The organism is Paenibacillus sp. 1011MAR3C5 (genome assembly GCF_003591485.1).
Classification (GTDB): Bacteria; Bacillota; Bacilli; order Paenibacillales; family Paenibacillaceae; genus Pristimantibacillus.
Genome location: NZ_QZCF01000006.1, coordinates 149,708 through 172,838 on the forward strand (window position 1 = coordinate 149,708; position 23,131 = coordinate 172,838).

At 52.7% G+C, this 23,131-nt stretch carries 27 protein-coding genes; 8 read left to right on the top strand and 19 right to left on the bottom strand.

Annotated features, from left to right (window positions below; translation table 11 throughout):
- Window positions 1-248: 248 nt before the first annotated feature.
- The 4 genes from D3P07_RS18715 to chrS all read right to left on the bottom strand — a co-directional run bounded on the left by D3P07_RS18715 (window position 249) and on the right by chrS (window position 4,022).
- Window positions 249-2,159: a beta-N-acetylhexosaminidase gene (locus D3P07_RS18715; RefSeq protein ID WP_119801779.1), complete on the bottom strand. Its 1,911-nt coding sequence runs from the start codon at window positions 2,157-2,159 to the stop codon at window positions 249-251.
- A gap of 183 nt (window positions 2,160-2,342) precedes the next feature.
- Entirely contained in the window at window positions 2,343-2,894 is a 552-nt protein-coding gene (chrA, locus tag D3P07_RS18720) for a chromate efflux transporter ChrA (RefSeq protein WP_119801780.1), read from the bottom strand.
- Window positions 2,881-3,534 carry a chromate efflux transporter ChrB gene (gene chrB / locus D3P07_RS18725; RefSeq protein WP_259391586.1) on the bottom strand — a complete coding sequence of 218 codons (654 nt, stop codon included), beginning with the start codon at window positions 3,532-3,534 and terminating at the stop codon, window positions 2,881-2,883. Before chrB ends, chrA begins: the two co-directional genes overlap by 14 nt.
- A gap of 5 nt (window positions 3,535-3,539) precedes the next feature.
- A complete protein-coding gene (gene chrS, locus D3P07_RS18730) occupies window positions 3,540-4,022 on the bottom strand; it encodes a chromate efflux transcriptional regulator ChrS (RefSeq protein WP_119801781.1) in 483 nt (160 codons plus the stop codon).
- Window positions 4,023-4,280: 258 nt separating this feature from the next.
- Between chrS and ggt the strand changes: the two genes are divergently transcribed.
- The gene (gene ggt, locus D3P07_RS18735; protein WP_119801782.1) at window positions 4,281-5,861 is read left to right on the top strand and encodes a gamma-glutamyltransferase; all 1,581 of its coding nucleotides are present in this window, start codon (window positions 4,281-4,283) and stop codon (window positions 5,859-5,861) included.
- A 215-nt stretch (window positions 5,862-6,076) separates the two neighbouring features.
- Here the strand turns inward: ggt and D3P07_RS18740 are convergent, their stop codons facing one another.
- The 5 genes from D3P07_RS18740 to D3P07_RS18760 form a co-directional block, all read right to left on the bottom strand.
- Window positions 6,077-6,868: an ABC transporter permease subunit gene (locus tag D3P07_RS18740; protein ID WP_119801783.1), complete on the bottom strand. Its 792-nt coding sequence runs from the start codon at window positions 6,866-6,868 to the stop codon at window positions 6,077-6,079.
- Between the two features lie 15 nt (window positions 6,869-6,883).
- Window positions 6,884-7,681 carry an ABC transporter permease subunit gene (locus D3P07_RS18745; RefSeq protein ID WP_119801784.1) on the bottom strand — a complete coding sequence of 266 codons (798 nt, stop codon included), beginning with the start codon at window positions 7,679-7,681 and terminating at the stop codon, window positions 6,884-6,886.
- A gap of 4 nt (window positions 7,682-7,685) precedes the next feature.
- Window positions 7,686-8,570, bottom strand: coding sequence for an ABC transporter ATP-binding protein (locus tag D3P07_RS18750; protein ID WP_119801785.1), 885 nt, complete (start codon window positions 8,568-8,570; stop codon window positions 7,686-7,688).
- A 40-nt stretch (window positions 8,571-8,610) separates the two neighbouring features.
- Entirely contained in the window at window positions 8,611-9,231 is a 621-nt protein-coding gene (locus D3P07_RS18755) for a TetR/AcrR family transcriptional regulator (protein ID WP_182914391.1), read from the bottom strand.
- A 136-nt stretch (window positions 9,232-9,367) separates the two neighbouring features.
- Window positions 9,368-9,787 carry an Lrp/AsnC family transcriptional regulator gene (locus tag D3P07_RS18760; RefSeq protein WP_119801787.1) on the bottom strand — a complete coding sequence of 140 codons (420 nt, stop codon included), beginning with the start codon at window positions 9,785-9,787 and terminating at the stop codon, window positions 9,368-9,370.
- A 121-nt stretch (window positions 9,788-9,908) separates the two neighbouring features.
- On the opposite strand from D3P07_RS18760, the gene D3P07_RS18765 reads away from it, so the two are divergent.
- From D3P07_RS18765 to D3P07_RS27145, 3 genes are read left to right on the top strand one after another with little or no spacing between them, the layout of a single operon-like run.
- Window positions 9,909-10,664 (top strand): MBL fold metallo-hydrolase, encoded by a 756-nt coding sequence (locus D3P07_RS18765; RefSeq protein WP_119801788.1) that lies wholly within the window; start codon window positions 9,909-9,911, stop codon window positions 10,662-10,664.
- 4 nt (window positions 10,665-10,668) lie between these two features.
- Entirely contained in the window at window positions 10,669-10,815 is a 147-nt protein-coding gene (locus D3P07_RS27140) for a hypothetical protein (protein WP_182914392.1), read from the top strand.
- Window positions 10,791-10,967 carry a hypothetical protein gene (locus tag D3P07_RS27145; RefSeq protein ID WP_182914393.1) on the top strand — a complete coding sequence of 59 codons (177 nt, stop codon included), beginning with the start codon at window positions 10,791-10,793 and terminating at the stop codon, window positions 10,965-10,967. Before D3P07_RS27140 ends, D3P07_RS27145 begins: the two co-directional genes overlap by 25 nt.
- Before the next feature lie 332 nt (window positions 10,968-11,299).
- Here the strand turns inward: D3P07_RS27145 and D3P07_RS18770 are convergent, their stop codons facing one another.
- Both D3P07_RS18770 and D3P07_RS18775 read right to left on the bottom strand, forming a co-directional pair.
- Complete coding sequence (locus D3P07_RS18770; protein ID WP_119801789.1) at window positions 11,300-12,649, bottom strand: ABC transporter permease; 1,350 nt, start codon at window positions 12,647-12,649, stop codon at window positions 11,300-11,302.
- Window positions 12,646-13,386: an ABC transporter ATP-binding protein gene (locus D3P07_RS18775; RefSeq protein ID WP_119801790.1), complete on the bottom strand. Its 741-nt coding sequence runs from the start codon at window positions 13,384-13,386 to the stop codon at window positions 12,646-12,648. The genes D3P07_RS18770 and D3P07_RS18775 overlap by 4 nt, the downstream gene beginning before the upstream one ends.
- A 249-nt stretch (window positions 13,387-13,635) precedes the next feature.
- Here D3P07_RS18775 and D3P07_RS18780 point away from each other — a divergent pair, with 249 nt between their 5' ends.
- The 4 genes from D3P07_RS18780 (at window position 13,636) to D3P07_RS18795 (ending at window position 17,678) form a co-directional block, all read left to right on the top strand.
- On the top strand, window positions 13,636-14,697 hold the full coding sequence (locus tag D3P07_RS18780) for a glycosyltransferase family 2 protein (protein ID WP_119801791.1): 1,062 nt from the start codon (window positions 13,636-13,638) through the stop codon (window positions 14,695-14,697).
- A 45-nt stretch (window positions 14,698-14,742) separates the two neighbouring features.
- Complete coding sequence (locus D3P07_RS18785) at window positions 14,743-15,804, top strand: glycosyltransferase family 2 protein (RefSeq protein WP_119801792.1); 1,062 nt, start codon at window positions 14,743-14,745, stop codon at window positions 15,802-15,804.
- Between the two features lie 79 nt (window positions 15,805-15,883).
- Window positions 15,884-16,831, top strand: coding sequence for a helix-turn-helix transcriptional regulator (locus D3P07_RS18790; protein WP_119801793.1), 948 nt, complete (start codon window positions 15,884-15,886; stop codon window positions 16,829-16,831).
- Between the two features lie 67 nt (window positions 16,832-16,898).
- A complete protein-coding gene (locus D3P07_RS18795; protein ID WP_259391587.1) occupies window positions 16,899-17,678 on the top strand; it encodes a zinc ribbon domain-containing protein in 780 nt (259 codons plus the stop codon).
- Between the two features lie 90 nt (window positions 17,679-17,768).
- Here the strand turns inward: D3P07_RS18795 and rlmN are convergent, their stop codons facing one another.
- The 8 genes from rlmN to D3P07_RS18830 form a co-directional block, all read right to left on the bottom strand.
- Window positions 17,769-18,833 (bottom strand): dual-specificity RNA methyltransferase RlmN, encoded by a 1,065-nt coding sequence (gene rlmN / locus D3P07_RS18800; RefSeq protein ID WP_119801794.1) that lies wholly within the window; start codon window positions 18,831-18,833, stop codon window positions 17,769-17,771.
- A 105-nt stretch (window positions 18,834-18,938) separates the two neighbouring features.
- Window positions 18,939-20,039 (bottom strand): redoxin domain-containing protein, encoded by a 1,101-nt coding sequence (locus D3P07_RS18805; protein WP_119801795.1) that lies wholly within the window; start codon window positions 20,037-20,039, stop codon window positions 18,939-18,941.
- Window positions 20,040-20,123: 84 nt separating this feature from the next.
- Entirely contained in the window at window positions 20,124-21,161 is a 1,038-nt protein-coding gene (locus D3P07_RS18810; RefSeq protein ID WP_119801796.1) for a hypothetical protein, read from the bottom strand.
- On the bottom strand, window positions 21,151-21,726 hold the full coding sequence (locus D3P07_RS18815) for a sigma-70 family RNA polymerase sigma factor (RefSeq protein WP_119801797.1): 576 nt from the start codon (window positions 21,724-21,726) through the stop codon (window positions 21,151-21,153). The genes D3P07_RS18810 and D3P07_RS18815 overlap by 11 nt, the downstream gene beginning before the upstream one ends.
- A 46-nt stretch (window positions 21,727-21,772) precedes the next feature.
- The gene (locus D3P07_RS18820) at window positions 21,773-22,039 is read right to left on the bottom strand and encodes a hypothetical protein (protein ID WP_119801798.1); all 267 of its coding nucleotides are present in this window, start codon (window positions 22,037-22,039) and stop codon (window positions 21,773-21,775) included.
- A 136-nt stretch (window positions 22,040-22,175) separates the two neighbouring features.
- Window positions 22,176-22,412 (bottom strand): hypothetical protein, encoded by a 237-nt coding sequence (locus D3P07_RS18825; RefSeq protein ID WP_147384540.1) that lies wholly within the window; start codon window positions 22,410-22,412, stop codon window positions 22,176-22,178.
- Complete coding sequence (locus tag D3P07_RS27150; protein ID WP_182914394.1) at window positions 22,409-22,546, bottom strand: hypothetical protein; 138 nt, start codon at window positions 22,544-22,546, stop codon at window positions 22,409-22,411. The genes D3P07_RS18825 and D3P07_RS27150 overlap by 4 nt, the downstream gene beginning before the upstream one ends.
- Window positions 22,547-23,044, bottom strand: a complete 498-nt coding sequence (locus D3P07_RS18830; RefSeq protein ID WP_119801800.1) for a hypothetical protein — start codon at window positions 23,042-23,044, stop codon at window positions 22,547-22,549.
- Between the last annotated feature and the right edge of the window lie 87 nt (window positions 23,045-23,131).

A 23,131-nucleotide genomic window follows, 5' to 3' on the forward strand; every position in this document is an offset into this window, starting at 1 on the left:
CGCCACATAGCGACTTCCCCCTGCCGAATCGTTCCCGCCAATCCGATTCACAGCGACTAAGGACGCTTCGGGTCATCACAAAAAAACCGATTCGACAGCAATCGAATCGGCCCGCATCCTATTCAATCTCTAGCATCCTAAAACAGTCAGCCCGCTTAACGATTCTTCATGTGCACAAAAAAAATCGCCGTACTCCCTGCTGGGAGGACGGCGATCTTCTTCACATTCTGCCAAATAGCAGCAAATCTTTAGAACGGATTCAATACATGGAAAAACACATTCGGCGAGGCCATACGGTAGTAATAGCTGCACCAGCCGGCACCCTTATTGTTGAACCGGTTGGTCGTGCTGTAAAGAAGCCGTTCCTGCTCCAGCTCCTCGACCCGGTCGATACGGCCTTCCACATAATCGATAAGACGCATGCTAGCTGTATCCAGACGGTTGATAACGCCGCCATAACGGATATCGATGACTTCCCAGCCGAATACTTTGAACATGCTCAGCCATTGCGCCCGATGAGCAGCGCGCAGCTCCGATACCGCCTTCGAGATGAGCGGCAGCGTCTCGGTCGCAATACGCTTCAGCGTCTCTTTGTCGCCTGCATCATACGCACGCTTCAGCTCGATGCCGATCTCGCTCTTTACCTTGAGCACGGCCGCAAGCTTCTGCGGCACCTCGAACAGATAGTCCAGCTCCGCTTCCGGATTACGGCGCGATGCGATATTTTGCTCTACGCCAGCATAATGCTCGTTCATGGCGAGGCCTTCGATTTGCTTGTCGAACAGGCCAAGCAGCACGTCCTGGTACAGAAGGAACTTCGACGGGTTGCTTTGCTTCTGGTTGTTCGGCTCCGCGCCCGGCGTCTCATCCAGGTACTTCAGCTGCAGATACGTGTCTCCATCGATGCCTGTGCAGAACTTGACGCGCTCCGCCACAACGTCCATATCCGGCGAACCTGCCGTGTAAGCATGCTCCGCGTATAGCTGCAAGCCGAGGAATGCGATGTACGGGTTGCTCTCCATGCCGTCGTCGCCCCACATCGTAGCGTACACTTCGTTAATGCCTTCTTTCTTGCATACGGTCAATGCTGTGTCCGTAGCCGGCAGGGACAGGCCGTAGTTGACGCCGAACGTATTGAACACCCATACTGCGCCTGCAAATACCAGATTGTTGCCGAGCGGACGATGCTTGGCAATCAGTGTCTCGTAATCTTGGCTGTCGACATGGTTGTAATCCCAATACACAAGATCGACATCTTTCGGAATGCGGGCAGCCATTTCTTCCGGAATTTGCGTCTCATGGCCATAATAGTCCTCGCCGTTCGACGAAGCCAGCTTCAGGAACATGTCGCTCCACATGAGCGACTTCAGGCCGAGGCGCCGCGTCACCGCAAGCACCTTATCCAGATGATTCGTCATAATATCGAAACGGCTAATGTGGCCGTTGTGATCCAGGAATTTGCCGCGTCCAAGCTCTTCCGCCTCGTCCATGCCGATATGGATTTTTTTGCTGCGGAATGGAGCCATGACACTCTTAATCATATTTTCTACCAGAAGATCCGTTTTCTCCGATCCAACCAGAAGCGCGCCCTTCGTATCCTTGTATTCCTTCACCGGCTCCCACTTCAGGAACTCTTCCAGATGCGCAAGGGTCTGGATGCTCGGGAACGCTTCAATACCGAATTGATCTGCATAATCGTCGATTTCCTTCAGTTCCGCAGCGGAATAACGACCGCGCATGTAGCCAAAGTACGGCTCTCCTTCGATCTCATACGTATCTTCCATATACAGCATGACCGTATTCAGACCCATAAGCGCCATCTTGCGAAGCATGAACTTGAAGGCACCTACCGTCAAGACACCGTTACGGGACAAGTCGAACATTGGTCCGATGGTATCGAACTGTTGAGTCTCGCTCAGCTCGAACGTCTCCCCTGCGCCGCCTTTCTGCACCAGCAATCCGAGTCCCCGGAAAAATTGATGCTTTGCCGCATAGCGAATATACGCCTGATTGCCCTGCAAACCAACTTGAAGCTCCTTCTCAGAAGGCTCGACGGATACGACGATACCGCCCTCCGCTTCCGTTACGCCCAGATCCTTCAGCAGCAGCTCGATGCCAGACCGTAGCTCTGCCGTATTGCCTTGAAACTGCAATTTCATCTAACGTTCCTCCTAAGAGTGATTGAATCATTCATATATATGTATTTTACATCAAAACGAATGATCGAATCCATCATGAAAAAGTGACAAAAAAAGACGATGACTAGAAAATGATCACCGCTCTCGCTATTCCGCTTGCGGCGTAACTCGATGGATAGAATCGGTACAAGCTTTCAATTCCTGTCAGATATTCAAATGGGGAATAACAAATCCGCCGTAAGCAAAGGCCGCAACAATAACCAGCGCGGGATGAATCTTGCGAATTTGCATCGCCCAAAATGCTACTGCGGCAATAATAAGCGACTGAATCCATCCGATGGAAGCGACCGCGCTTTCCCCCATCTGCCAGGTCAGCACCAGCATCAGAATGGCAATGACCGGCTGGATCAGCAGCGTCATCCCTTTTACAACGGGCGACTGGCGATGCTTGCGCAGCACGTTGAGCAAGATGATAAGCGCCACAGCTGATGGTACGATCGTTGCCGCCAAAGCGACAATCAATCCGATCCATCCGCTGGCATCATAGCCGACAAAGGCAGCCATCTTCGTCGCGATGGGCCCCGGCAGCGCATTCCCCAGCGCTAGTATATTGGAGAACTCAGACGGCGTCGTCCACGCATAATTCGTCACGACCTCCTGGTACATAAGCGGAATCGATGCGGGCCCTCCGCCATATCCCAGCACATTAGCGACGAAGAAGCCGAGTAGCAGCCGCCACCATTCAATCCATTCCATGCGTAGCGCCTCCTTTCTCCTTCATGCGGGCTTCCTGTTCTCTCTTCTCTCGCCGTGCCTCTTGCCTCCGCTTCCAGGTATCGGCCATTCTCATATGGAAAGCGCCATATACCAGAAAAACCATAATGACGATTGCGGGATGCAGCTGGACCCATTGCAGCAAAACAAAGGACAGCACAAAAAAAGCCCCGCCTGCCCATTTGCCCAGCCCCTTCACTGCCCGCTCGCCGAATTCGTAAGCCATCATGGCCAGCATGACGGCAATTACGGGAATGACCGCGCCGATCATGCCTTGAATAAAGGCTGAACCACTTAGCCATTGCACCGCCGACAGCAGGGCTAGCATCGCAATCGTGGAAGGGATAATATGCGCCAGCACGGAGACAATCGCACCTGCCGTTCCTTTCAGCCGATAGCCCAGATAAGCGGCCATCTTCGTCGCGATCGGGCCCGGCAGCGCATTCGCCAGCGCCAATATTTCGCCAAACTCCTCGTCGTCAATCCACTTATATTGGTTAACCGCTTCATAGCGGATCAGCGGAATAACTGACGGGCCGCCGCCGTATCCCAGCACACCCGTCTTTATCATCGCCCAACTTAATTGCACATATGGATTGCCTTCGGCCCTCTTCTCTCCCATAGCAGCTACAACCTCATTCCCATGCGGCTCTTATAGCGGTTAATGAGCAGCTGACAGTCCACGCCCGTAATGCCCGGCAGCACATACAGCTTCTCCCGCATGAAATATTCCATCTCCGCATTATTGCGGAACAAGCCATGCATATGAAGCTTGCTTGGTCCCGTCATATGATACAAGCTGGTGACGTACGGCTCCTCCGCTAGCTGATCGGCCACGTCATGCAGATGCTTCGGCTCCACTTCAACATTGAAGAACGCTGATACGCCGATGCCGATTTTCTCCGGATTAATGACGGCGGTGAATCGCTCGATTACGCCGGCATCCATCAAGGCGCTGACTCTCGCCTGCACAGCAACCCGAGACAATCCGATCTCCTTGGCAAGATCCGTGTAAGAAATTCGTCCATTGCGATTCAGCTCTTTTATGATTTTACGGTCTATTTCATCGATCTCTACGGCTTCCGTGCCCTGTTCCCATTTTTCGGTCAAGCTCTGTCACTCCCATCTATTCAACCTTATGGTTCAACCCACAAATTAAACATAACGTTATCATTTTACACATTTGACTTACGATATGTATTACTATAATGATGATCGCATTCATTATCAACCCAATTCATGCATTTTTCTTACTTAGTTATTGCGCACCTGCACAGATGATGGTATTTTTAGATCTAGCTAAGGCGTGAGGAAATCTATCATAAGCTTTCTTAAAATCATCATGGGAACGGTTGAGGAGTGATCTGCATGAAGCAGCCGGTTTTCGGCAGCGAGACGATGGTTGTCAGTCCGCATTATTTGGCAAGCGCGGCAGGAGCCCGCATTCTGGAGCAAGGCGGCAATGCTTTCGATGCGGCCGTCGCGGTAAGCGCCTGTCTGGCAGTTGTGTATCCCCATATGACCAGTATCGGCGGCGACGCGTTTTGGCTCACCTACCATCAGGATGAGGGAACTGTTCGCGGCTACAATGCCAGCGGCCGTGCCGGATATGAGGCTACGCTCGACCGGTATGCAGGCATGGCAGCTATTCCAAGACGAGGCGTCGGGAGCATCGTGACGGTCCCCGGCATGGTAGACGGCTGGCATGCCGTTCACAGCCGGTATGGCAAGCTGGCCTGGGGAGAGGTGCTCGCTCCCGCGCTTCACTATGCCGAGCACGGCTTTCCCATGACGCAGGATCAATTTGCCAATACAGCGCAATATGCGCATGTTCTCGCGGCAACGCCGGAGACAGCGGCCATCTACCTGCCCGGAGGCTCGCCGATGCAGCCCAAGGAGCGCTTCCGCCAACCTGCTATGGCCCGAACGCTTAAGCGCATCGTAGAATACGGACGGGACGAATTCTACAATGGAGAGACTGCCGCGGAGATCGCCTCGTTCCTGGCAAGGCACGGCGGTCTATTGACAGCCGATGATCTGGCCGAACATCAGGGGGATTGGGTCGAGCCGATCCAAGGTTCCTACCGGGGGCATACGCTCTATCAGATGCCGCCCAACTCGCAAGGCTTCACCGGCATTATGGCGCTGCAAATACTGGAAAACTTTGACTTCTCAGCCATTGAGCACGGATCTTATGAATACTACCAGCTTTGCGTCGAAGCCGTTAAGCTCAGCTTTCGGGACAGGGACGCTTATTTGACCGATCCGGCATTCGCCCAGGTACCGCTGGAACGGCTGCTCAGCAAGAGCTACGCCGCTGCCTTGTCCGCGTCCATTCAATTGGACCGGGTGTCATCCATGGCAACTCAGCCAACCGGCAGCGATACGGCATATGCGGCCGTCATCGATCGGGAGGGCAATGCGGTATCCTTCATTCAAAGCCTTTATTTTGAGTTCGGCTCGGGCGTAGTGGCGGGCGAAACGGGCATTTTATTGCAAAATCGGGGATCTTTCTTCTCCCTTGATCCCGACCATGTGAATAGGCTCCAGCCGGGCAAGCGGACCTTCCATACCCTCATGCCGGCTATGGCTTGCGTGGACGGCAAGCCGTCCATTCTATACGGGACGCAAGGCGGTGAAGGCCAGCCGCAGACGCAGACGGCCATCTTCACACGTATGGTCGATTACGGCATGGACCCGCAGCAGGCGATTGCCGAGCCGCGATGGGTGTGGGGACGGACATGGGGCGAGCTTACTCAGGAGTTAAAGGTGGAAGCCCGCGTCGGCGATGATGTCTTGGGCAAGCTGACGAAGGCCGGACATATGGTCCGCAAAGCCGCCCCGTTCGACGGCATCATGGGGCACGCTTGTGCGATTCGCCGGGATGCGAACGGCTACCTGCAAGGCGGCGTCGATCCCCGAAGCGACGGAGGGGCCTTTGGGTGGTAAAGATATGCGCCCGGACGCATACCGGGCGGCTCGTCCAGTAAGGATAGCTTGCCGACCGGCCTCTCCTTACGCAGCCCGTCATCGGCAATTGCGCCTGCGGAGATGGACAAGATGGGCCGAGCAGCGGCTTAATCGACATAAATGGAGAAAGGAGACCTTCCTTATTCGGAAAGTCTCCTTTTACGTCTATACCCTACATCATACTTAAACAGCGGTTATCGCATATCTCTCCGGTTATAGCCCACAAACAAGAGGACAAGCGCGATAGCCGTGATCCCCAGCGACAGCAGCGTATAGCCGATGTCTACCCCTTGATCAATCAAGGTAGCCGCATCAGCATATTGAAACGGCGACAAAACACGCAAGTAATCGATATGGCCGCTGATCTCAATCGCCATGGACAGCAGGAAGGTGAGCAGCATGACGGCGGCAGAATAAGCAACCGCCCGCTTGGGCTGCCGCCCCGCCCCGGCGATGGCCATTCCAACGGTCAGAAAGATCAGCTGCACGAGCAGCATGCCTGCCATCAGCGATAGGACCGCCCCGGTCCTGGACTCCTCTTCTCCATATGACCCGATCACCAGAATCGAGCCAATCAGCATAACTAGATTAAACACCAGAACTTGTGTCAGCGCTGCCAGCAGCTTGTGGAGGAGCAAGCGCCTACGCGACAGCGGCTTCGCAAGCAGAAATTCCGCCGTCTTATCCCGTTCTTCTTTGGAAATGATTGCAGCTCCCAGCATAGAAGCATGGATGGCCGCCATAAGCAGCAAATACAAAAACAATACACCGTAATAGCCGATCGGCGTTCCGATATCAAGCTCGCCTACGCCCATGACCGCCTGCAGCGCCTTAGGCATATCGGCCATCAAGGCGTTCATCGCATCGCCGGATTCCTCCATGCCCGTGAACTTGCCCATACCTGCGGCCAGCATGGCGATGATGCCCGCGATCCAGATCAGCAGCGACTTCAGATGCGCTCTCATCTCTCTCTTATACAGATTCATTGCTCACGCCTCCCTTTATACCGCATGGACATCTCTTTTCCGGTACCGAATATATCCAAAGAGCGAGCAAGCGGCGATAATGATGAGCGAAGCCGCCACAAATCCCGTCTCATAGCTCCCATGCTGAATAATATAAGCCCGGTCAAAATAATGAAACGGCGTCACATAACGAAGCTTCCCGTCCCCTGAAGAAGAGCCGATAAATGTCAGCACGAAGAAAGCAAACACCGTACCCAGCGAGACCGGCAATACCGTTTTCATCCGGGGCAGCAGCATCGCCGCTGCGATTCCCATCGCCAGAAAGATGAGCTGCATCAGGAGCAGACTGAGCGAGATTAGTGCAAACGCCCCGTAATCATAAGGCTCCAGCGCAACTGAGGACGCGATAAGGCTGGCAGCCGCAAAATAAACCGCGTTCGTCGCAAGGAGCAGCGTCAGCGCAGCCAGCGTCTTCGACGTAATGATCGCCCCCCGTGTAACTGGCTTAGCCAGCAGGAAGTCGGCTGTCTTCTCCCGGGTTTCTTTGGATAGAATCGAACTGCCCAAATGCATGGCCTGAATCGCGCCGCATAACGACACATACAGAAATATATAAGAATAATACCCTAGCAAGGATGCGATAGAATCGATCTGAATGCCAATTGCTTGAACCACGGACTCCGGCATGGATGCCAGCACTTCCATGAAGGTCTCCGCATCGCCTGCGAAGGAAGGGTACATCGCCATCATAAGCAAAACAAGCCCGGTCATCGAAGCCGTCCAGATCAATGTCGCATTGCGGTACGCTTTGAGCTCATAGAGATACATGTTCATTCTCTCACGCCTCCTTCGCGTAGTAATGCATGAAGATTTCCTCCAGATCCGGCTCCTCCACCCAAAGGTTCAACAGATCGAGCTCCGCTATCCTGCGCATGACGATATTAATATCGCCCTGGAACAGAAAGCTGGCTTCTCCATTCTTGAAGTGCCATTCCGTCACGCCCTCTATCGCAAACGCGCCCTCCCGCAGTTCATCCTTCACTTGCAGCTTAAACTTCTTGTAGGTGCGGTCCTTCAGCTCACTCATCTTCTCCAGTGCGATGAGCCGCCCTTCCTTGATGATGGCGACACGGTCGCACAGACGCTGCACCTCGCTCAAAATATGGGACGAGAACAGAATGGTAGCCCCTTTCCGGTTCTCTTCCTCCAGCAAGCCGAAAAATCGCTGCTGCATGAGCGGATCCAGTCCGCTTGTCGGTTCGTCCAAAATAATCAGCTTCGGCTCATGCAGCAGCCCCTGCACGATACCGACCTTCTTCTTGTTGCCCAGCGATAGATCGTCGATCCGCTTGCTCATATCCAGCTCCAGCAGCTCTGCCAGCTCCGTCATCCGTTTGCGGCAATCCTTCTTGTAAAAGCTCGCTGAATAGTGAAGCAGGTCCCTCACCCGCATATTGTCGTAATAAAAAACCTCCGAGGGCAAATATCCGATATGGCGCTTAATGTCAGGCCCGTAATGCACACAATCCTTGCCGAATATCTTCGCGCTGCCGCTCGTGGGATAGATAAGGCCCAGCATGGTGCGAATCGTCGTCGATTTGCCCGCTCCATTGGGTCCGATAAACCCGAAAATTTCTCCTTCTTCCACTTGAAACGTCAGATCGTGAATTCCACGCGCTCCTCCATATGTCTTCGTCAGGCGATTCAACTCGATGATCGGCATTCCCGATTCCTCCCGTTTTCATCCTGTGTGTACCCGTACGTCATTTGTAAAAGGTCGTTTTGAACATCTCCATGTACTCGTCGAATTCATCTATAATGCCATCCAGATCCAGCGCACCGCCCGTAAGCTTGCTGCGCTCTTTGTACTGCTCGCCTAATCCTTCGACCGTCCATAATATGACGTTGATCGCCCGCTCCGTGCTAACCCCGTCTTTGAACTTCGTCGCGTCGATGCCGGAGAATATCTTTCCGTATTCACTGGCCGACAGGCTCTGAATCCGCTCCAGAATATCCTCTCTAACCTCTTCAGCTTGCTCCAAGTACACGCTTTTCATATAATCCATCATACTTGGGTACTTGCCGAATACCGACATCTCCAGCCTGATCACCTGCTGCATCCGAACGAACAAATCCGTCTCCAGCAAATCCACCGTCTCCCGAAGCTCCCCGTTCACCACCTCAAGCGTATGGTCGTACAGAAAAAAGTATAGATCCTTCTTGCTTTTAAAATAATGAAAGACAAGTCCCTTTGAGATGCCAGCTTCCTTCGCAATCTCATTGGTCGAAGCGGCCGCATAGCCTTTCACTGCAAATTCCTTCAGCGCTGCGTTGATCACGCGCTCGCGCTTCTCTTCCTCTATGCTCAAAAACTTAGTAAACAATGGTATGCCTCCTATTCGCGAATAGAACACCGTCCTCTTACGCTGCCGGCAAGCAGAGAGGACAGCAAACAACAGCATTGACCACCCCGGTCAATGCCATTATATCGTTCATTGACCACTGTGGTCAATTACGATTTTATTTTAACTTCTCTAGAGAATTGTTAACGCGATAATTTCCGAAGCGAAGCATATCCTCCAAAAAAACAGACAAACCCGCAGGATCGCTGTACCGTACCTTCAGCCAATAACATCCATCGCCAGTCACACGGTGCAGCTCCGTAATGGCGGGCTCGTTCAGCGCCCATTTACGGAAGGCTGCATGACTATTAGAGGTCGAGGTCAAAAATACGGTGACCATAGCTTCGAATGGTTTCTCCAGCTTGCTCTCGTCCAGCTTGACCGTATAGCCAAGCAGAACACCCAACTCCTCAAGGCGGGCAATCCGGTTCGCCACAGCCTGTCCGGTCATATGGACGCGCTCGCCGATTTCCTTCATTTGCATCCTGGCGTTGCTTTGCAGGCATGCCAATATGGCATAGTCGGTTTTATCCAGCATATCGGTACCATTCCTTTCACGAATCAAGCAGATGGGCCGATATCCTTGATTCAGATTATGGGCCTTCTCGCTCACCCGCATTATAATCGTTGCATACCAACTTGAGAAGGGTGATTTCACTATGAATATACAATTGCTTCGACATGCCACCATGCGTATGGAATGGAACGGGAAATGTTATTTGCTCGATCCGATGCTCAGTCCTGCAGGCACATTTGATGCTACGGTAAATACGACGCCGACCTTGCGTAACCCGCTTGTGGAGCTGCCTGTTCCGCAGGAGCAAGCGGCAGCGGTCGATGCTGTTCTGGTTACGCACCGCCATCCCGACCACTGGGATGAAGCGGCTTCCGCTTTATTATCCCGCAAACTCCCTATTCTTTGCCAATCGGAGGATGTGGAAGCCTTTGTGCAGGAGGGATTCGCACAAGTGCATGGGCTCGCTGCCGGCGAATCCGGTGAGTTGCATGACTTGCGCGTGAGCCGGACGGGCGGTCATCACGGCTACGGGGCTATCGGTCATGCGATGGGCACGGTCTCGGGTTTCGTACTGGATGACGGGATGCAGAAGCTCTACATCGCAGGAGATACCGTGTGGTGTGAGGAAGTGGGCGGAGTGCTGGATCAATATAAGCCGGACGTGACCGTGCTGTTCGCAGGGGAAGCCAGGTTTGTCGGGAGCGGAGCGATCACGATGGGACTGAATGACATCATCCAGGTGCTTCGCCGAGCGCCCCGGACGAAAGTCGTCATCGCCCACATGGAAGCCTGGAACCATTGCGGCCTGACGCGCGAGTCGTTGCAGCGTGATTTGGCGCTGGAAGGCTTCGCCGAGCGCGTCTTCATCCCGGCAGACGGCGAGATGCTGGAGCTGTAGGTCCTTGACGCAAGCCAGTGCAAGCTTGCAAGCCGAATTTCGCGGCTTAAAGCTCCCGCTCGAGCGCGATGCAGGCTTACAAGCCGAGTTTCGCGGCTTAGAGCTCCCGCGCGGCGCGATGCGGGCATGCAAGCCGAGTTTCTCGGCTTAGAGCTTCCGCGCGAGCGCGATGCAGGCTTACAAGCCGAGTTTCGCGGCTTAGAGCTCCCGCGCGGGCGCGATGCAGGCTTACAAGCCGAGTTTCGCGGCTTAGAGCTCCCGCGCGGCGCGATGCGGGCATGCAAGCCGAGTTTCGCGGCTTAGAGCTCCCGCGCGGGCGCGATGCAGGCTTGCAAGCCGAGTTTCGCGGCTTAGAGCTCCCGCGCGGCGCGATGCGGGCATGCAAGCCGAGTCTCGCGGCTTAAAGCTCCCGCGCGGGCGCGATGCGGGCTTGCAAGCCGAGTCTCGCGGCTTAGAGCTCCCGCGCGGGCGCGATGCAGGCTTACAAGCCGAGTTTCGCGGCTTAGAGCAACAACTCGAGTCAGCATGCACCAGCCGCGCAGCGTTCAACAAAAGAGAGCTATCCGACCAGTCAGCATGCGACCTGGCGGATAGCTCTTCCGATTTATATTTGCTGCTATACAAGCAACTACGAATTATACATCTCTGCGCAGCGCTCTCAGTACGTCAATGCGTGTCGCTCTTAGCGCCGGGCGATAGCCGGACAACATGGCGACGCCTAACGCGATAGCGCAAGCCAGCGCAGTGAGATAGGGCGGAATGACGGAGAACAGGAAGCCTTCCGGCACCTTTTCCTCCATGAACGTTTGGATCAATACAGGCAATCCCGCGTTGACCGCCGCCGATATGCCGTACGATACAATCGTCCCGATGACCGCACCCATGATGCCGATAAGCGCACTCTCCAGTAAAAAGATTTTGCGTATAACCGAGGGATGCGCTCCGATCGCTTTCATAATTCCGATATCCTGCGCCCGCTCCGTCACCGCCATCGTCATCGTATTGAAGATACCGATCGAGGCGATAATAACAGCAATCGTACCGACAAAGACCAAACCGATCTTCATAATGAGGAACATCAGATTGACTTGCTTCAGCTCATCTGCAATCGAATGGTTGTAGTACCCTTTCTCACGCAGCACTTCGGAAATTCCCTTCACATCATTCGCATGGCCGGCGATAACTTGAATCTGATTATAGCTTCTGTTCTCGCTTGGCGCCGGCAAGCTCTTCAGCAATTCCTCGATTTGCTCAGGTGTAGAACCCTCTTCCACATAAGGCAATTCGCCTCCTTGCGTGCCCGTGATGCTCTCAATCTGCTTCAACAGATCGACACCGACGTATAACGACTGGTCCAGTCTCCATTCCTTGGTCGGCTTCTCCGATATGCCTACCACTACAGCTTCAATCGGCTTCTTCTTCAGCTCTCCGTCTTCGTAATAACCGACATTCAGCATAATCGTCTTATTAAGCCATTCCGCGGCATCCAGATATTCGCTTGGCACGCCTTGATCATTTATTTGCTGGCGAATATTGTAGCCGAGTAAAATTTCGTTTTCCTTCTGCGGCATTCTGCCCGCGCTTAATCCGAAGCCCGCACGCTTCTCCGCTTGGAAATCAACCTGATACGTACGGTCGCCAGATACCGTCTCCCCATCAATTGCAGGATCCATCCACTGTCCGATGAAATTGCGGTACGTTACAGCTTTTACATTGGGGATCTCCCCCAATTCCTTAATGTCCGCATCGTATAGTTGCACGTCATCTTTAAATTTGCTTGGATCCTTGGAGTAAATATCGATCCCCGTCACCAGACGGTCGCCCACGATATTATCCACGATACTTTTCTGCAAGCCAAAACCGACCGATGCAAGCACAATCAAGAACGCGCAGCCCATCGCTGTAGCGAGCACGGTCATGAACAGCCTGGTTTTGTTTTTCTTCATATTTTGCCGGACGAACCGGAACTGATCACCTAGCTTCATTCATGCTCACCTCCCAGTCTAATCGGCTCCACATCTGCCGCTGTCCGCTGATGCGTCCCATTACTAACGAGCTTCCCGTCTTGCAGACGGATGGCTCGATGTGCGATAGAAGCAACCTGCTCGTCATGAGTAATAATCACGAACGTAATACCCATCTCATGATTAAGCTGCTGAATCATCGTAAGCAGCGTCTTCTCATTCTCGCTGTCGAGGCTTCCCGACGGCTCGTCCGCAAGCACGATCGGCGGCTCCAGAATGAGCGATCTGGCTACCGAGACCCGCTGCTGCTGACCGCCCGAGAGCTCGCTCGGATAATGGTTCGCGAAATCAGCAATATCGACTTGCTCCAGCAAATTCATTACTCGGCGTTTTCTATCCGCGGCTGCAACTCCTTTCAGTACAAGCGGCAGTTCAACATTCTCATAAGCGGTCATGCTCCCGATCAATTGAAAGCTCTGAAAAATAAACCCGTAATTCGCTAAACGGAAGTCCGCCCATTCGCCTTCATTCAGCTTTGTAACGTCCTTGCCGCTTACCTTAATCTCCCCCGACGAAGGCCGGATATAGCCGGACATCAAGTTCAGAAGCGTCGACTTGCCCGATCCGCTCCGTCCTACAATCGCGACAATTTCCCCTTTCGCCACCTTCAGATTAATGTCTTGCAAGACAGGTACGATGCGTTCTTTGCCTTTCTTGCCAATTATAAATTGATGACTGACATTAGCCAGTTCGATCATAGGTTAACTCCACCTTTCTATTCCTGCCGATCACTAAACCTACTATAACAAGCAAACGATAAGCGATCTTAAAGAAAACCTTAAATTAAACTATAGAAACCTATAATAATGATTTATCCCTATCCAACTATAGAACTATTTACAGTTGAACCTTTAAGTACCTTGACTAGAAAAATATTTCATTTTACACTAGCGAAGACCTCCTATAGCTTGGACAGGCATAAAAGGAGGCGCGAAAGGAATGAAACCATGAATGACGAACCGTTAGTCAGTGTCATCATACCTACTTATAACCGGGCAGAGTTAATTACTTCCGCCATTCAATCAGTCATAGATCAAACTTACCATAATTGGGAAATACTTGTGATCAGCGATCGATGCAGCGATCATACCAAGGATGTAGTGGAATCCCTCTGCAAGGATGACCCTCGGATTCGGTTCATGGTAAATGACCGTACCAAAGGGGTAGGCGGCGCCAGAAACTGCGGGTTGCTTCATGCAAAAGGCTTGTACATCTCTTTCCTCGATTCGGATGATCAATGGTTTCCGTATCACTTGGAAGACAGCATCAATATGCTCTATAAATCCCGTTCGGATATCTGCTTCGCCTTATGGGAAGAACGTCACGGAACGACCATCTACCAGAATTTCAACAACGAGCTGGAGCAACGACTGCTAGCCGAGATGAGGGAGCAGTACGAAACGCAGGACGACGGCATTATTATCGAACAAGGGCTGTTGGAGCGATTTATTATCAATCCCCGGCACTTCTATTCCATCAACTCCATGGTTCTAAAAAAAGAGCTGATTCAAACCTTCGGTTTGTTCAATGAACAATTCAGCATTGGCGAAGACACCTCGTTTATTATCAAATTTTTTGACCACTGCCGCATCGCGCTCATCACCAAACCTCACTTCATCTATAATCAATCTCCGGACAGCGTCTATTTGTTTTGCGACAGGCGATTTCTTGACCCCGACACGCTATATCTGCAAAAAGAAATTTTCGAAAAAATTGAATTTGTCGGTTTGCAAACCATTAAGATGAGACTGGATATGCGCGCCCTGGTCAAACGGTCCTCCAAGCTGAACAACAAAAAACATCTTCATCTGCAAATCCGATATATGTTGGCCCGACAATATTACACGTTAAGCTACATCAATAAGCTGGAGAAGCGGAAGGCGCTGCGTTACTGCTTCCTGTCGATGCGGTATAACGTCAACGCATTCAACTTATTGCTTCTGCCTCATATCTTGTTCGCCGGCAGCAAGAGCAGCGACTTTTTGAGAAAGCCACTGAACCTGTGGTAAGGATCGAACCAGAACTTAACTTTATCCATATGGGAGGCGTTTGTATTGAATACGAATCCGTTGGTCAGCGTCATTATGCCCGCTTATAATCGTGCCCGGACCCTGCCGACTGCTATTGCTTCTGTACAGGGACAAAGCTACGGCAATTGGGAGCTTATCGTTGTGGATGACCGCAGCACAGATACGACCAAGGAAGTTGTAGCTGAACTCGCGGGGCGCGACAACCGGATTCAGTATATCGTGAACGACCGGGTCAAGGGAGTCGGCGGCGCACGCAACAGCGGCATGCTGCATGCCAAGGGAGATCTTATCGCATTCCTCGACTCTGACGACGAGTGGCTCCCTTTTCACTTGGAGGAAACCTTGCGCATGCTTCTAGAAACCCAATCAGATGTGGGCTTCGCACTATGGCTGGAGCGTCAAGGAGAAGCCCTGATCGATGTATTCGAGGAGCCTCATCAGCGTGAACGGCTGGAGTCGATCAAGCGGTCCTTCCAGCAGCACACTGAAGATGTAGCTGTCATGCACACCGGCCTATTCGAGCGATATGTGAAAGACACCTTGTGCATCTTCCACATCAATACGATGGTGTTCAAACGGGAGAAGCTCCAGCCTGGCGGCATGTTTCTGGAGGATTTCCATATTGGGGAAGACACTGCCTTTATGATTAACTTCTTCGATCACTGCCGGATATCGCTGCATATGACGCCCCATTCCATCTACAATCTGTCGCCTGACAGCCTATACTTCTTTATCGATCGAAGGAAAATCGATCCCGACAGGCTGCATCTGGACAAAGCGGTGCTCCAGAAGCTCGAAACAGCGGGACTGCAGGCGCTTGCTTTCAAACAATATTTGAGGCGGAAGATTGAAGACTGTGATTGGCAGGACCGGAAGCGGCTGCTGGTGCTGTCCAGCTACACGCTGGCGCGTCAATATTACACACTGAGCTACATCCATCGCTTCGAGAAGCGCAAGGGGCTGCGCTATTGTTTGCAATCCATGAAGCATAATGTGAACCTGTTCAACCTGCTTCTCCTGTGCTGTATCCTCTTTTCCGTGAAGAAGAGCAACAATTTTTTGCGAAGACCCGTAGATTTGTGGTGAATACCATACAGAAGTAGCGTCATAGCTGTCCTTTCGATTACAATGGAGCCTACATGCCACACTCGGAGGAACTGCCCTTATGAAGCTTGACCGACTCTTGTCCATTGTCATCCTGCTGCTTAATCGCCGTATGGTTCAGGCCAAGGAATTGGCCGACCGATTCGAGGTATCGGTCAGAACCATCTATCGCGACATCGAAGCGATTAATCAGTCCGGCATTCCCATCGTCACCTATCAGGGAACGAATGGCGGAATCGGACTTGCCGACGGCTATAAGCTGGACCGCAACGTACTGACCAATGACGAGCTTGCTTCGATCGTAACCGCGCTTCGCAGCATATCGACCACCTATGATCAACGGCATAATCAGCTTCTCATGGAGAAGCTCACGAGCATCGTTACCCCTGACAGCGCCGAAGCCTTCCATAAGAAGGCGAATCAAGTCCTGATCGACTATTCTCCTTGGGACAAGAGAGGCCCTCTGGAACAGAAGCAAGCTGTACTGAAGGAAGCGATCGATCATTCTTGTCTGGTGCAATTCCGCTATTCGAATGCGGAAGGCGAGCTGTCGCAGCGCACAGTCGAGCCACATACGCTAATATGGAAAGGCAAGCACTGGTATCTGCAAGCCTATTGCCAAGAGCGCGAGCAATTCCGTATTTTCAAGCTGCTGCGTATGAAAGAACTAACGCCCCTGACGCAGACTTTCATCCGCAAAACCATACCCGTAGAGGACGAGCGTGTGGGGGAAGTATGGTATGATTCGGGAAATCACATTGCCGTCACCCTTCAATTTCACCCCCAAGCCGTGCATCTGGCTGAGGAATGGTTCGACATCGAAGAGTTGGAGCCGCTTGAAGGCGGCGGTTGTCTCGTCCGAATGTCCTTTCCTGAGAACGAGTGGCTCTACGGCTTTCTTCTAAGCTTCGGACCGGCAGCGGAAGTGCTGCATCCGCCCCATCTGCGGGAAATCCTTGAGGATCGTGCCGCGCGAATTTTACACCTATATCGAAACAACCAAACCTAACCTGACAATGGGCTGTCAAGTTAGGTTCTTTATACTTAGGGCATATCCCAATAGGAGAGTGATTGCAATGAGTATTATGAATCAGGAGCATCAACAGCCCATTTTTTGTCAAAGCTGCAGCATGCCCATGCTTGAACCAGAAATACAGGGCACGGAACTAAATGGCGAGAGATCAACGGATTATTGCCAATATTGCTACTCGGACGGAGCGTTCACACAACCGGAGTTAACCATCGAGGATATGATCGGCATTTGTGTGCCTCATATGGTAGAGGACGGCATGGACGCTTCTGCGGCCGAAGCCATTCTGCAACAACAGCTGCCGGGATTGAAGCGCTGGGCGCCGAATCGAGACAGACTGCAGCCGGCCCGGATCGAAGAGAGGGAAGCGCTCACCATCGCCGGCATCGCCATCACGACGACCAATGCCGATGAGATAAGCGGCAAGGGGCGAATTGCCGAGCTCTGGAATCACTTCTCAAGCCCTGATGTTCAAACCCAATTAGCCGCAGTCCGTATGGATGGCGACGTCTATGCCTGTTATCACAATTACGAGAATGGAACGGCCGGCCGCTACGACTTGTTGGCAGGAACGCGAGTGAATCCGTCAGACATCGCCCCCGGCTTGAACCTAGGCACCGTTGCGGTCCCTGCGGCCAAATATGCCGTCTTCACTACGGAGACAGGCCCCGTCCAACAGGTTTTGTACCGGGCATGGGAAGACATCTGGTACTGGTTCGCCCATTCGGAAATTGAACGGACCTTCAGCGGAGACTTCGAATATTACGGTGAACATGCGGCAGACCCTTCCTGCGCTCAAGTTGACATTTATATCGCGATCAAATAAATCCAGTGACTCAAGGCATACAACGTCAAACTAAAAAAAGGTCGGGCTTAGAGGCGAATCCCCTCTATACTCGACCTTTCTTTCACTCCGTTATTCGTTCGCCGCACGCATTTGCTTGCTCCGAAGCTGTCCGCATGCCGCATCGATATCCGTGCCATGCTCCAGCCTGACGCTTACGCTAATGCCTTGCTTCTTCAGCACATCATAGAACGCGCGGATGGATTCCTGCTCGCTGCGCTGGTATTGGCTGTGCTCATCAACCGGATTATAGGGAATCAGATTGACGTTCACCAGCTTGCTCCGCTCGCGCATCAGCTCCGCCAGCTCCAACGCTTGCTCTACGCCATCATTGACATCCTTCAATAGAATATACTCAATGGTCATCCGGCGATTGGTCGTCTCCAGATAATAATCGATCGCGTCCATCAGCTTCTCAATCGGAATGGCTTTGTTAATCTTCATAATGCGCGTACGAAGCTCATTGTTCGGCGCATGCAGGGATACCGCCAGATTGACATTCAGATCGCTGTCAGCGAACTCCCTGATCTTGCCGGCGAGGCCGCTGGTCGACACCGTAATGTGGCGCGCACCGATTGCCAGTCCCTTATGATCCTTCACGACACGGATGAAGTCGCCCATGTGCTGGAAGTTATCGAACGGCTCACCGATACCCATGACGACTATATGGCTGACCCTTTCGCTGAGGCCTGCCGCATCCAGATGAAGCTGCACCCGCATCAGCTGCTCCACAATCTCGCCGCTCGACAGGTCACGGCTCTTCGCGATGAGTCCGCTGGCACAGAAGCTGCACCCAATATTGCAGCCGACCTGCGTCGTGACGCATACGGACAGACCGAACTTATGCCGCATAAGCACCGTCTCGATCAGGTTGCCGTCATACAGCTTGAACAAAAACTTAATGGTGCCGTCCTTGGACTCCTGCTTCACATGCTCAGTCATCGTGCTCATCGCAAAGTGCTGCTTCAGCAGCGCGATGCAGTCGGCATGGACATCTGTCATCTCGTCGAAAGACACAACCCGCTTCCGGTACAGCCAGTCCCATACTTGCTGCGCCCGGAATTTGCGGTGGCCCCGCTCTTCCAGCCAGGCTGTCAATTGATCTAAAGTTAATCCATAGATGGATGTTGTAATCATGATCGTTCCTCTTTCCAAAACCTCTATATTCCACGCCGGTCCTGCCTGTAGAGCGGACCCGCAGCATCCTTCTATTGTCCCAAAAATACAGGGCGAATACAAGGCTTACTGCGCCGCCTCCACCCGCTCAACGCGTTTCTTCATATCGGAGAAGCTAATGGCTCCCAGCATTCTCTGCTGTATGACTCCTTCTGAATCGATAATGAATGTCGCCGGAAAAGCTTTCACCCGGTACTGATCAGCCGCTTCACCTTGCATATCGAGCGCTAAGGGGAAGCTGTAGCCGTAATCCTTCATATAACGCTCCACGCCTGCGACGCTCGCCTCCTGGCTCGTCACGTTCACCGACAAGAGCTGCACCGACTCCCCTTGCGCGGCATAATGCTCATACAGCTTCTGCACATGAGGCATCTCCGTCTTGCATACTTTGCACCATGTCGTCCAGAAGTTGACGATGACAATGCTCCCTTTATGCTGAGCGAGCGACAATGCTTCATCCTCCAGATTCGCAAGCTCGAATGAAGGCGCGATCTGCCCTTCTCGTGCGCCGACAGCAGTATCCTCCCCGCTGCCGTCCAGCAGCTTCGCAATAGCGCCCGACTGAACCTGATCCTGCAGCGTGAACCCCAATAGACCGATTATGCCAAAAGCCACAATTCCCTGAGTCATCATACGCTTGGCAGCACTTCGATCCTCCGCCCAGCCTTGCCGCCATTGATCCAGACGGTCCACCCGGCGAAGCAGCACCCCTACGAATAGGGCGAGCAGCAGACCCATACTATGTCCGTAATGGAAAGCAGTCCGATCAAATAGCAATACGGCCAGCGCGTAGACGCTCACCCATCCCGATGCGAGCAGCACTATTCTAGCCGCGGCTCCGCCTATGCCATACCTTTTGTATTTATAGCCGCACCATACGAGCGCAGCAGCCGATGCCAGCCAAAAACCGATTCGTCCGCCGCTGAAGAACAGCAGTGACATCGGATGGTTAACGACACTCATCGGATCGACTAACAGCAAGCTTCCTTTCCAAACGGCAATCCATATGATAACGGCGCTCCATGCAACCGAAATATCCTTCTCCAATTCAGCCTTATCTAAGCCCCTGCTACCGATCCGAAGAGCGAAGACGCTTATGATTCCGGCAGCCAAATAGACGAGCAGCTCCGTATTAAGCACAAGCGAGCCCAGTTGTATGTTCGTCATGCCTCCATCCGCCCTTCATCACAATTAAGATTAAGCTTCATCATATCATGATAAGCGCGGCCAGGCGAACACAGCTCTCGCTCGTCAGGCTGCCAGTCGCAGCTCAACGTGTGGATACATGAAGCTCTCCGCCAAGCGAAGCAGCTCCGCTTTCCCCATCTTCTTCGACTCTGACCCTACCCGGTAAATATATTGCCCGTTCGCATGTGATGGATCGATGATCGACCAGCTCACCTCCTGATAATAGCGGGTGGCGGAGAATGGAACGTCATCTCCGCTAGTATACGATGCTTTATTCCCTCTTATATTTAGCTCTTCTACTTGCGTGGAGTTCGGCACTACCCATCTCTGGTCCACTCTCTGCTCCTCCAGCGCCTCGACCGTAACCAGCAGTGTATCCCCCTGTTCATGGACATATGCCAATGTGTACAGGTTTGATGCCGGCTCGTACTTCTTCATACGCGCCCACGCTACACGCTTGCCGCTCACGGCGATCTCATCTTGCAGCTGCTCCATAATGAGAAGACCTTCGGGTCCGGCGTTGACGCTTAACGGTTCGCCTTGGAAAGCATCGCTGAATACATACCCATCAGGAAGCGTCTCCGGCACCAATACCTGTAAGCCATCCTTGCGCATCCGATTCACGACCTGCGCATGACTCTCTTGAAGCCATAGCGAATTTTTCACGCCAAAGAGAGGATAGTTGCGATATAGAGGATGGGTAGATTCAGCCAATGCCGCAAAATAAACCATCGCCGCCTCGCCTGGCTGCAGCTCTCTCTTCACGTCCTGAAGCGACGACCATATTTCCTCAGACGCAGCCTCATCCAGCAGCATATCCTCTCCGCCCGAGAACAGCTGAAGGCTCCACAGTCCAAGCTGATTCTGGAACAGCAGCTTCCCGCCGCCATAGGCAAAGCCGGACAGCAGTAGAATGGCGGCCAGCCAAAATGCTGTGCGTCGATGGGCAGACTTTTCACTGCCATTATGATGCCGCCCGCTCTTGCTATCTTGCGACATGTCTCTGAATGCAGCCACGACTTTAGCCGCAGGCTCCTTCGGTACAGATAAGGCACGCGACTTCCGCTTATATTCCATGCGCAGCTTTTCTTCAATGGACATACATCGACACTCCCCTCTCATCCGCCAGCTCCCCCATGCGCAAACGCAGTTTTTTCAAGGCCGCATGATGCCTGGACTTCACGGTCCCAAGCGGCAGATCCAGCACCTCCGCAATCGTCTCCAGCGAATAGTCCTGATAATATCTAAGGACAATAACCTCCTGCAGCTTATGAGAAAGTCCCTTCACATAGGGCAGGACTTCATCCTTCTGGTTGATGGCCTCCAGCTCTGCATCAACGGCACCCTGCTCCCTGTGCCCGACCGCCTTCGCTTTCTCCAGTAGTCTGAAATTCCTCCACACCTTCCTCTTCTGGTTCCTCACCTGACGAATAATAAGCCCGTTAAACCAGGGAAGGAATGGCCGGCCGATATCGTATAGCGGCAAAGACCGGAATAAAGCGATATACACCTCACTCATGACGTCTTCCGCTTCCTTCTCACTTCCAACCAAATAATAGATCATACTATAGGTATGCGCGCGCGTTGCCTCGAAGAGCGATTGAAAGGCCGCTTCGTCCCCTTCGCACATACGAACCGCCCACGCCCGAAGAAGTCGTTCTTCCATAGGCCTACCCCCTATCTATGTATCTTATCTATTCTCAAAGCGGCTTCTAGCGGGCTTCAATCACAAAAGGCACAACGAGCACTTCGCCTTTTAGTTGAAATTGTCCCCATAGCTTATAGAGGCCGGCAGCAGGGAATTCAGCATGAAACATAACGCTGCCAGAACCGCTCATCCCTTCCACCGCGTGTACATGAACATATTGCTGCGCTGTCTCATCCAATATGACGCAATGTCCGCCTGTTCCGGGGCACGGCTCCAGGTCAATCGGCCCGCCTGTATCCGCATCGCGATAAGGGAATACAAGCGTCGCCATTTCTCCGCTTCGCAGTCCCTAAAAGCTAGGATATACAGACAACTCGAACTCCACTTGCCCCACAGTCTCCACGTAACTCTCCGCTCACAGCCAAGTCCAATATAGGGGGAGGCGACCCTTCCCCTCTTACCCATTGCTAATGGACCGTAATTTCTTTTTGATCTGGAATAAATTCGGTTACGAACAGGAAATCTCCTCCAGACGGAAGAGCAAGTTTTGTTCGGAAGATTCCGTCCTCTGTGTAATCGGGATGCATCGGGATGCATCCGTATCCGATTGCGGTATACGATACCGGCCATCCAGCAAGCGGAAGCGATGAAGCCCGAATACAGAATGGCATGCCACGGTGTGAAGAGGGTCTCCAGCACATCATGACGATGAGCATCCGTCCACAAAGATACCGAGCAGCAGCCACGTTCCAAGAAAGATCGTCATATAGTGCTGTCCTAGCGTTGCCTCTGCCCGTACGACGGCGCGCTCGCGCGACACCTCGCGATTCTGCTCCATTCACTTCCCTCCTGCTTTCATCACAAGCGCAGTTTCCACCTTCTCGTCCTTTAGTACAAATTCCAGTACGATGCCATTCTCCTTATCGTAATATCCAAGGAAGTGAAGCCCATCCTGCGTCCGTTCTGTAAAGTGCGAGCCATATTGCTGCTCCATACGGTCACGGTCGTCGCCAATGCCAATTCCTCCTGCTGTCTTGCCGCCCTGCTTGATCGAATACCCCTGCAGCTTGCCCTTATAAAAAAAGTACGCATGCCCCTCATATTCCAGCAAATCCTCGCCTTTGCTAGTGGTCCCTTCAATGACTGGCTTGCCCCGCTGTTCCCGGATCTCTGTCTGTGTCACATCCCATCCCGATAATCCGCCCTTCTCAGCGCTAAGATCGGTGCTTGCTGCATTCGCATAAACCTCGGCCAGTTCAAAAGCCTCTCCTCCGCCGCTGCATGCCCCAAGCAGCAGGGTGAAAGCCAGTACAATCACCCGCCATTTGTTCCTCATAGACTCTCCCCCTCCATCCGCTCTTTCTCTGTATTAGCCCGATAGACGAGAAAAGGTTCGATATGGGGTATTCATAACGGAAACAAA

Coding starts and splice junctions, on each gene's coding strand:
- chrB (WP_259391586.1), bottom strand. CDS start 3,534: ATGGGAGAGAAGAGGGCCGAAGGCAATCCATATGTGCAATTAAGTTGG.
- D3P07_RS18810 (WP_119801796.1), bottom strand. CDS start 21,161: ATGTCCATTGAAGAAAAGCTGCGCATGGAATATAAGCGGAAGTCGCGT.
- D3P07_RS18765 (WP_119801788.1), top strand. CDS start 9,909: ATGAATATACAATTGCTTCGACATGCCACCATGCGTATGGAATGGAAC.
- D3P07_RS18790 (WP_119801793.1), top strand. CDS start 15,884: ATGAAGCTTGACCGACTCTTGTCCATTGTCATCCTGCTGCTTAATCGC.
- D3P07_RS18770 (WP_119801789.1), bottom strand. CDS start 12,649: ATGAAGCTAGGTGATCAGTTCCGGTTCGTCCGGCAAAATATGAAGAAA.
- D3P07_RS18750 (WP_119801785.1), bottom strand. CDS start 8,570: ATGCCGATCATCGAGTTGAATCGCCTGACGAAGACATATGGAGGAGCG.
- D3P07_RS18715 (WP_119801779.1), bottom strand. CDS start 2,159: ATGAAATTGCAGTTTCAAGGCAATACGGCAGAGCTACGGTCTGGCATC.
- D3P07_RS18825 (WP_147384540.1), bottom strand. CDS start 22,412: ATGATGTGCTGGAGACCCTCTTCACACCGTGGCATGCCATTCTGTATT.
- D3P07_RS18815 (WP_119801797.1), bottom strand. CDS start 21,726: ATGGAAGAACGACTTCTTCGGGCGTGGGCGGTTCGTATGTGCGAAGGG.
- D3P07_RS27145 (WP_182914393.1), top strand. CDS start 10,791: ATGCAAGCCGAGTTTCTCGGCTTAGAGCTTCCGCGCGAGCGCGATGCA.
- D3P07_RS18795 (WP_259391587.1), top strand. CDS start 16,899: ATGAGTATTATGAATCAGGAGCATCAACAGCCCATTTTTTGTCAAAGC.
- D3P07_RS18745 (WP_119801784.1), bottom strand. CDS start 7,681: ATGAACATGTATCTCTATGAGCTCAAAGCGTACCGCAATGCGACATTG.
- D3P07_RS18820 (WP_119801798.1), bottom strand. CDS start 22,039: ATGGCGACGCTTGTATTCCCTTATCGCGATGCGGATACAGGCGGGCCG.
- D3P07_RS18805 (WP_119801795.1), bottom strand. CDS start 20,039: ATGACGAACATACAACTGGGCTCGCTTGTGCTTAATACGGAGCTGCTC.
- D3P07_RS18830 (WP_119801800.1), bottom strand. CDS start 23,044: ATGAGGAACAAATGGCGGGTGATTGTACTGGCTTTCACCCTGCTGCTT.
- D3P07_RS18760 (WP_119801787.1), bottom strand. CDS start 9,787: ATGCTGGATAAAACCGACTATGCCATATTGGCATGCCTGCAAAGCAAC.
- D3P07_RS18740 (WP_119801783.1), bottom strand. CDS start 6,868: ATGAATCTGTATAAGAGAGAGATGAGAGCGCATCTGAAGTCGCTGCTG.
- rlmN (WP_119801794.1), bottom strand. CDS start 18,833: ATGATTACAACATCCATCTATGGATTAACTTTAGATCAATTGACAGCC.
- chrA (WP_119801780.1), bottom strand. CDS start 2,894: ATGGAATGGATTGAATGGTGGCGGCTGCTACTCGGCTTCTTCGTCGCT.
- D3P07_RS18780 (WP_119801791.1), top strand. CDS start 13,636: ATGAATGACGAACCGTTAGTCAGTGTCATCATACCTACTTATAACCGG.
- D3P07_RS18775 (WP_119801790.1), bottom strand. CDS start 13,386: ATGATCGAACTGGCTAATGTCAGTCATCAATTTATAATTGGCAAGAAA.
- ggt (WP_119801782.1), top strand. CDS start 4,281: ATGAAGCAGCCGGTTTTCGGCAGCGAGACGATGGTTGTCAGTCCGCAT.
- D3P07_RS27150 (WP_182914394.1), bottom strand. CDS start 22,546: ATGGAGCAGAATCGCGAGGTGTCGCGCGAGCGCGCCGTCGTACGGGCA.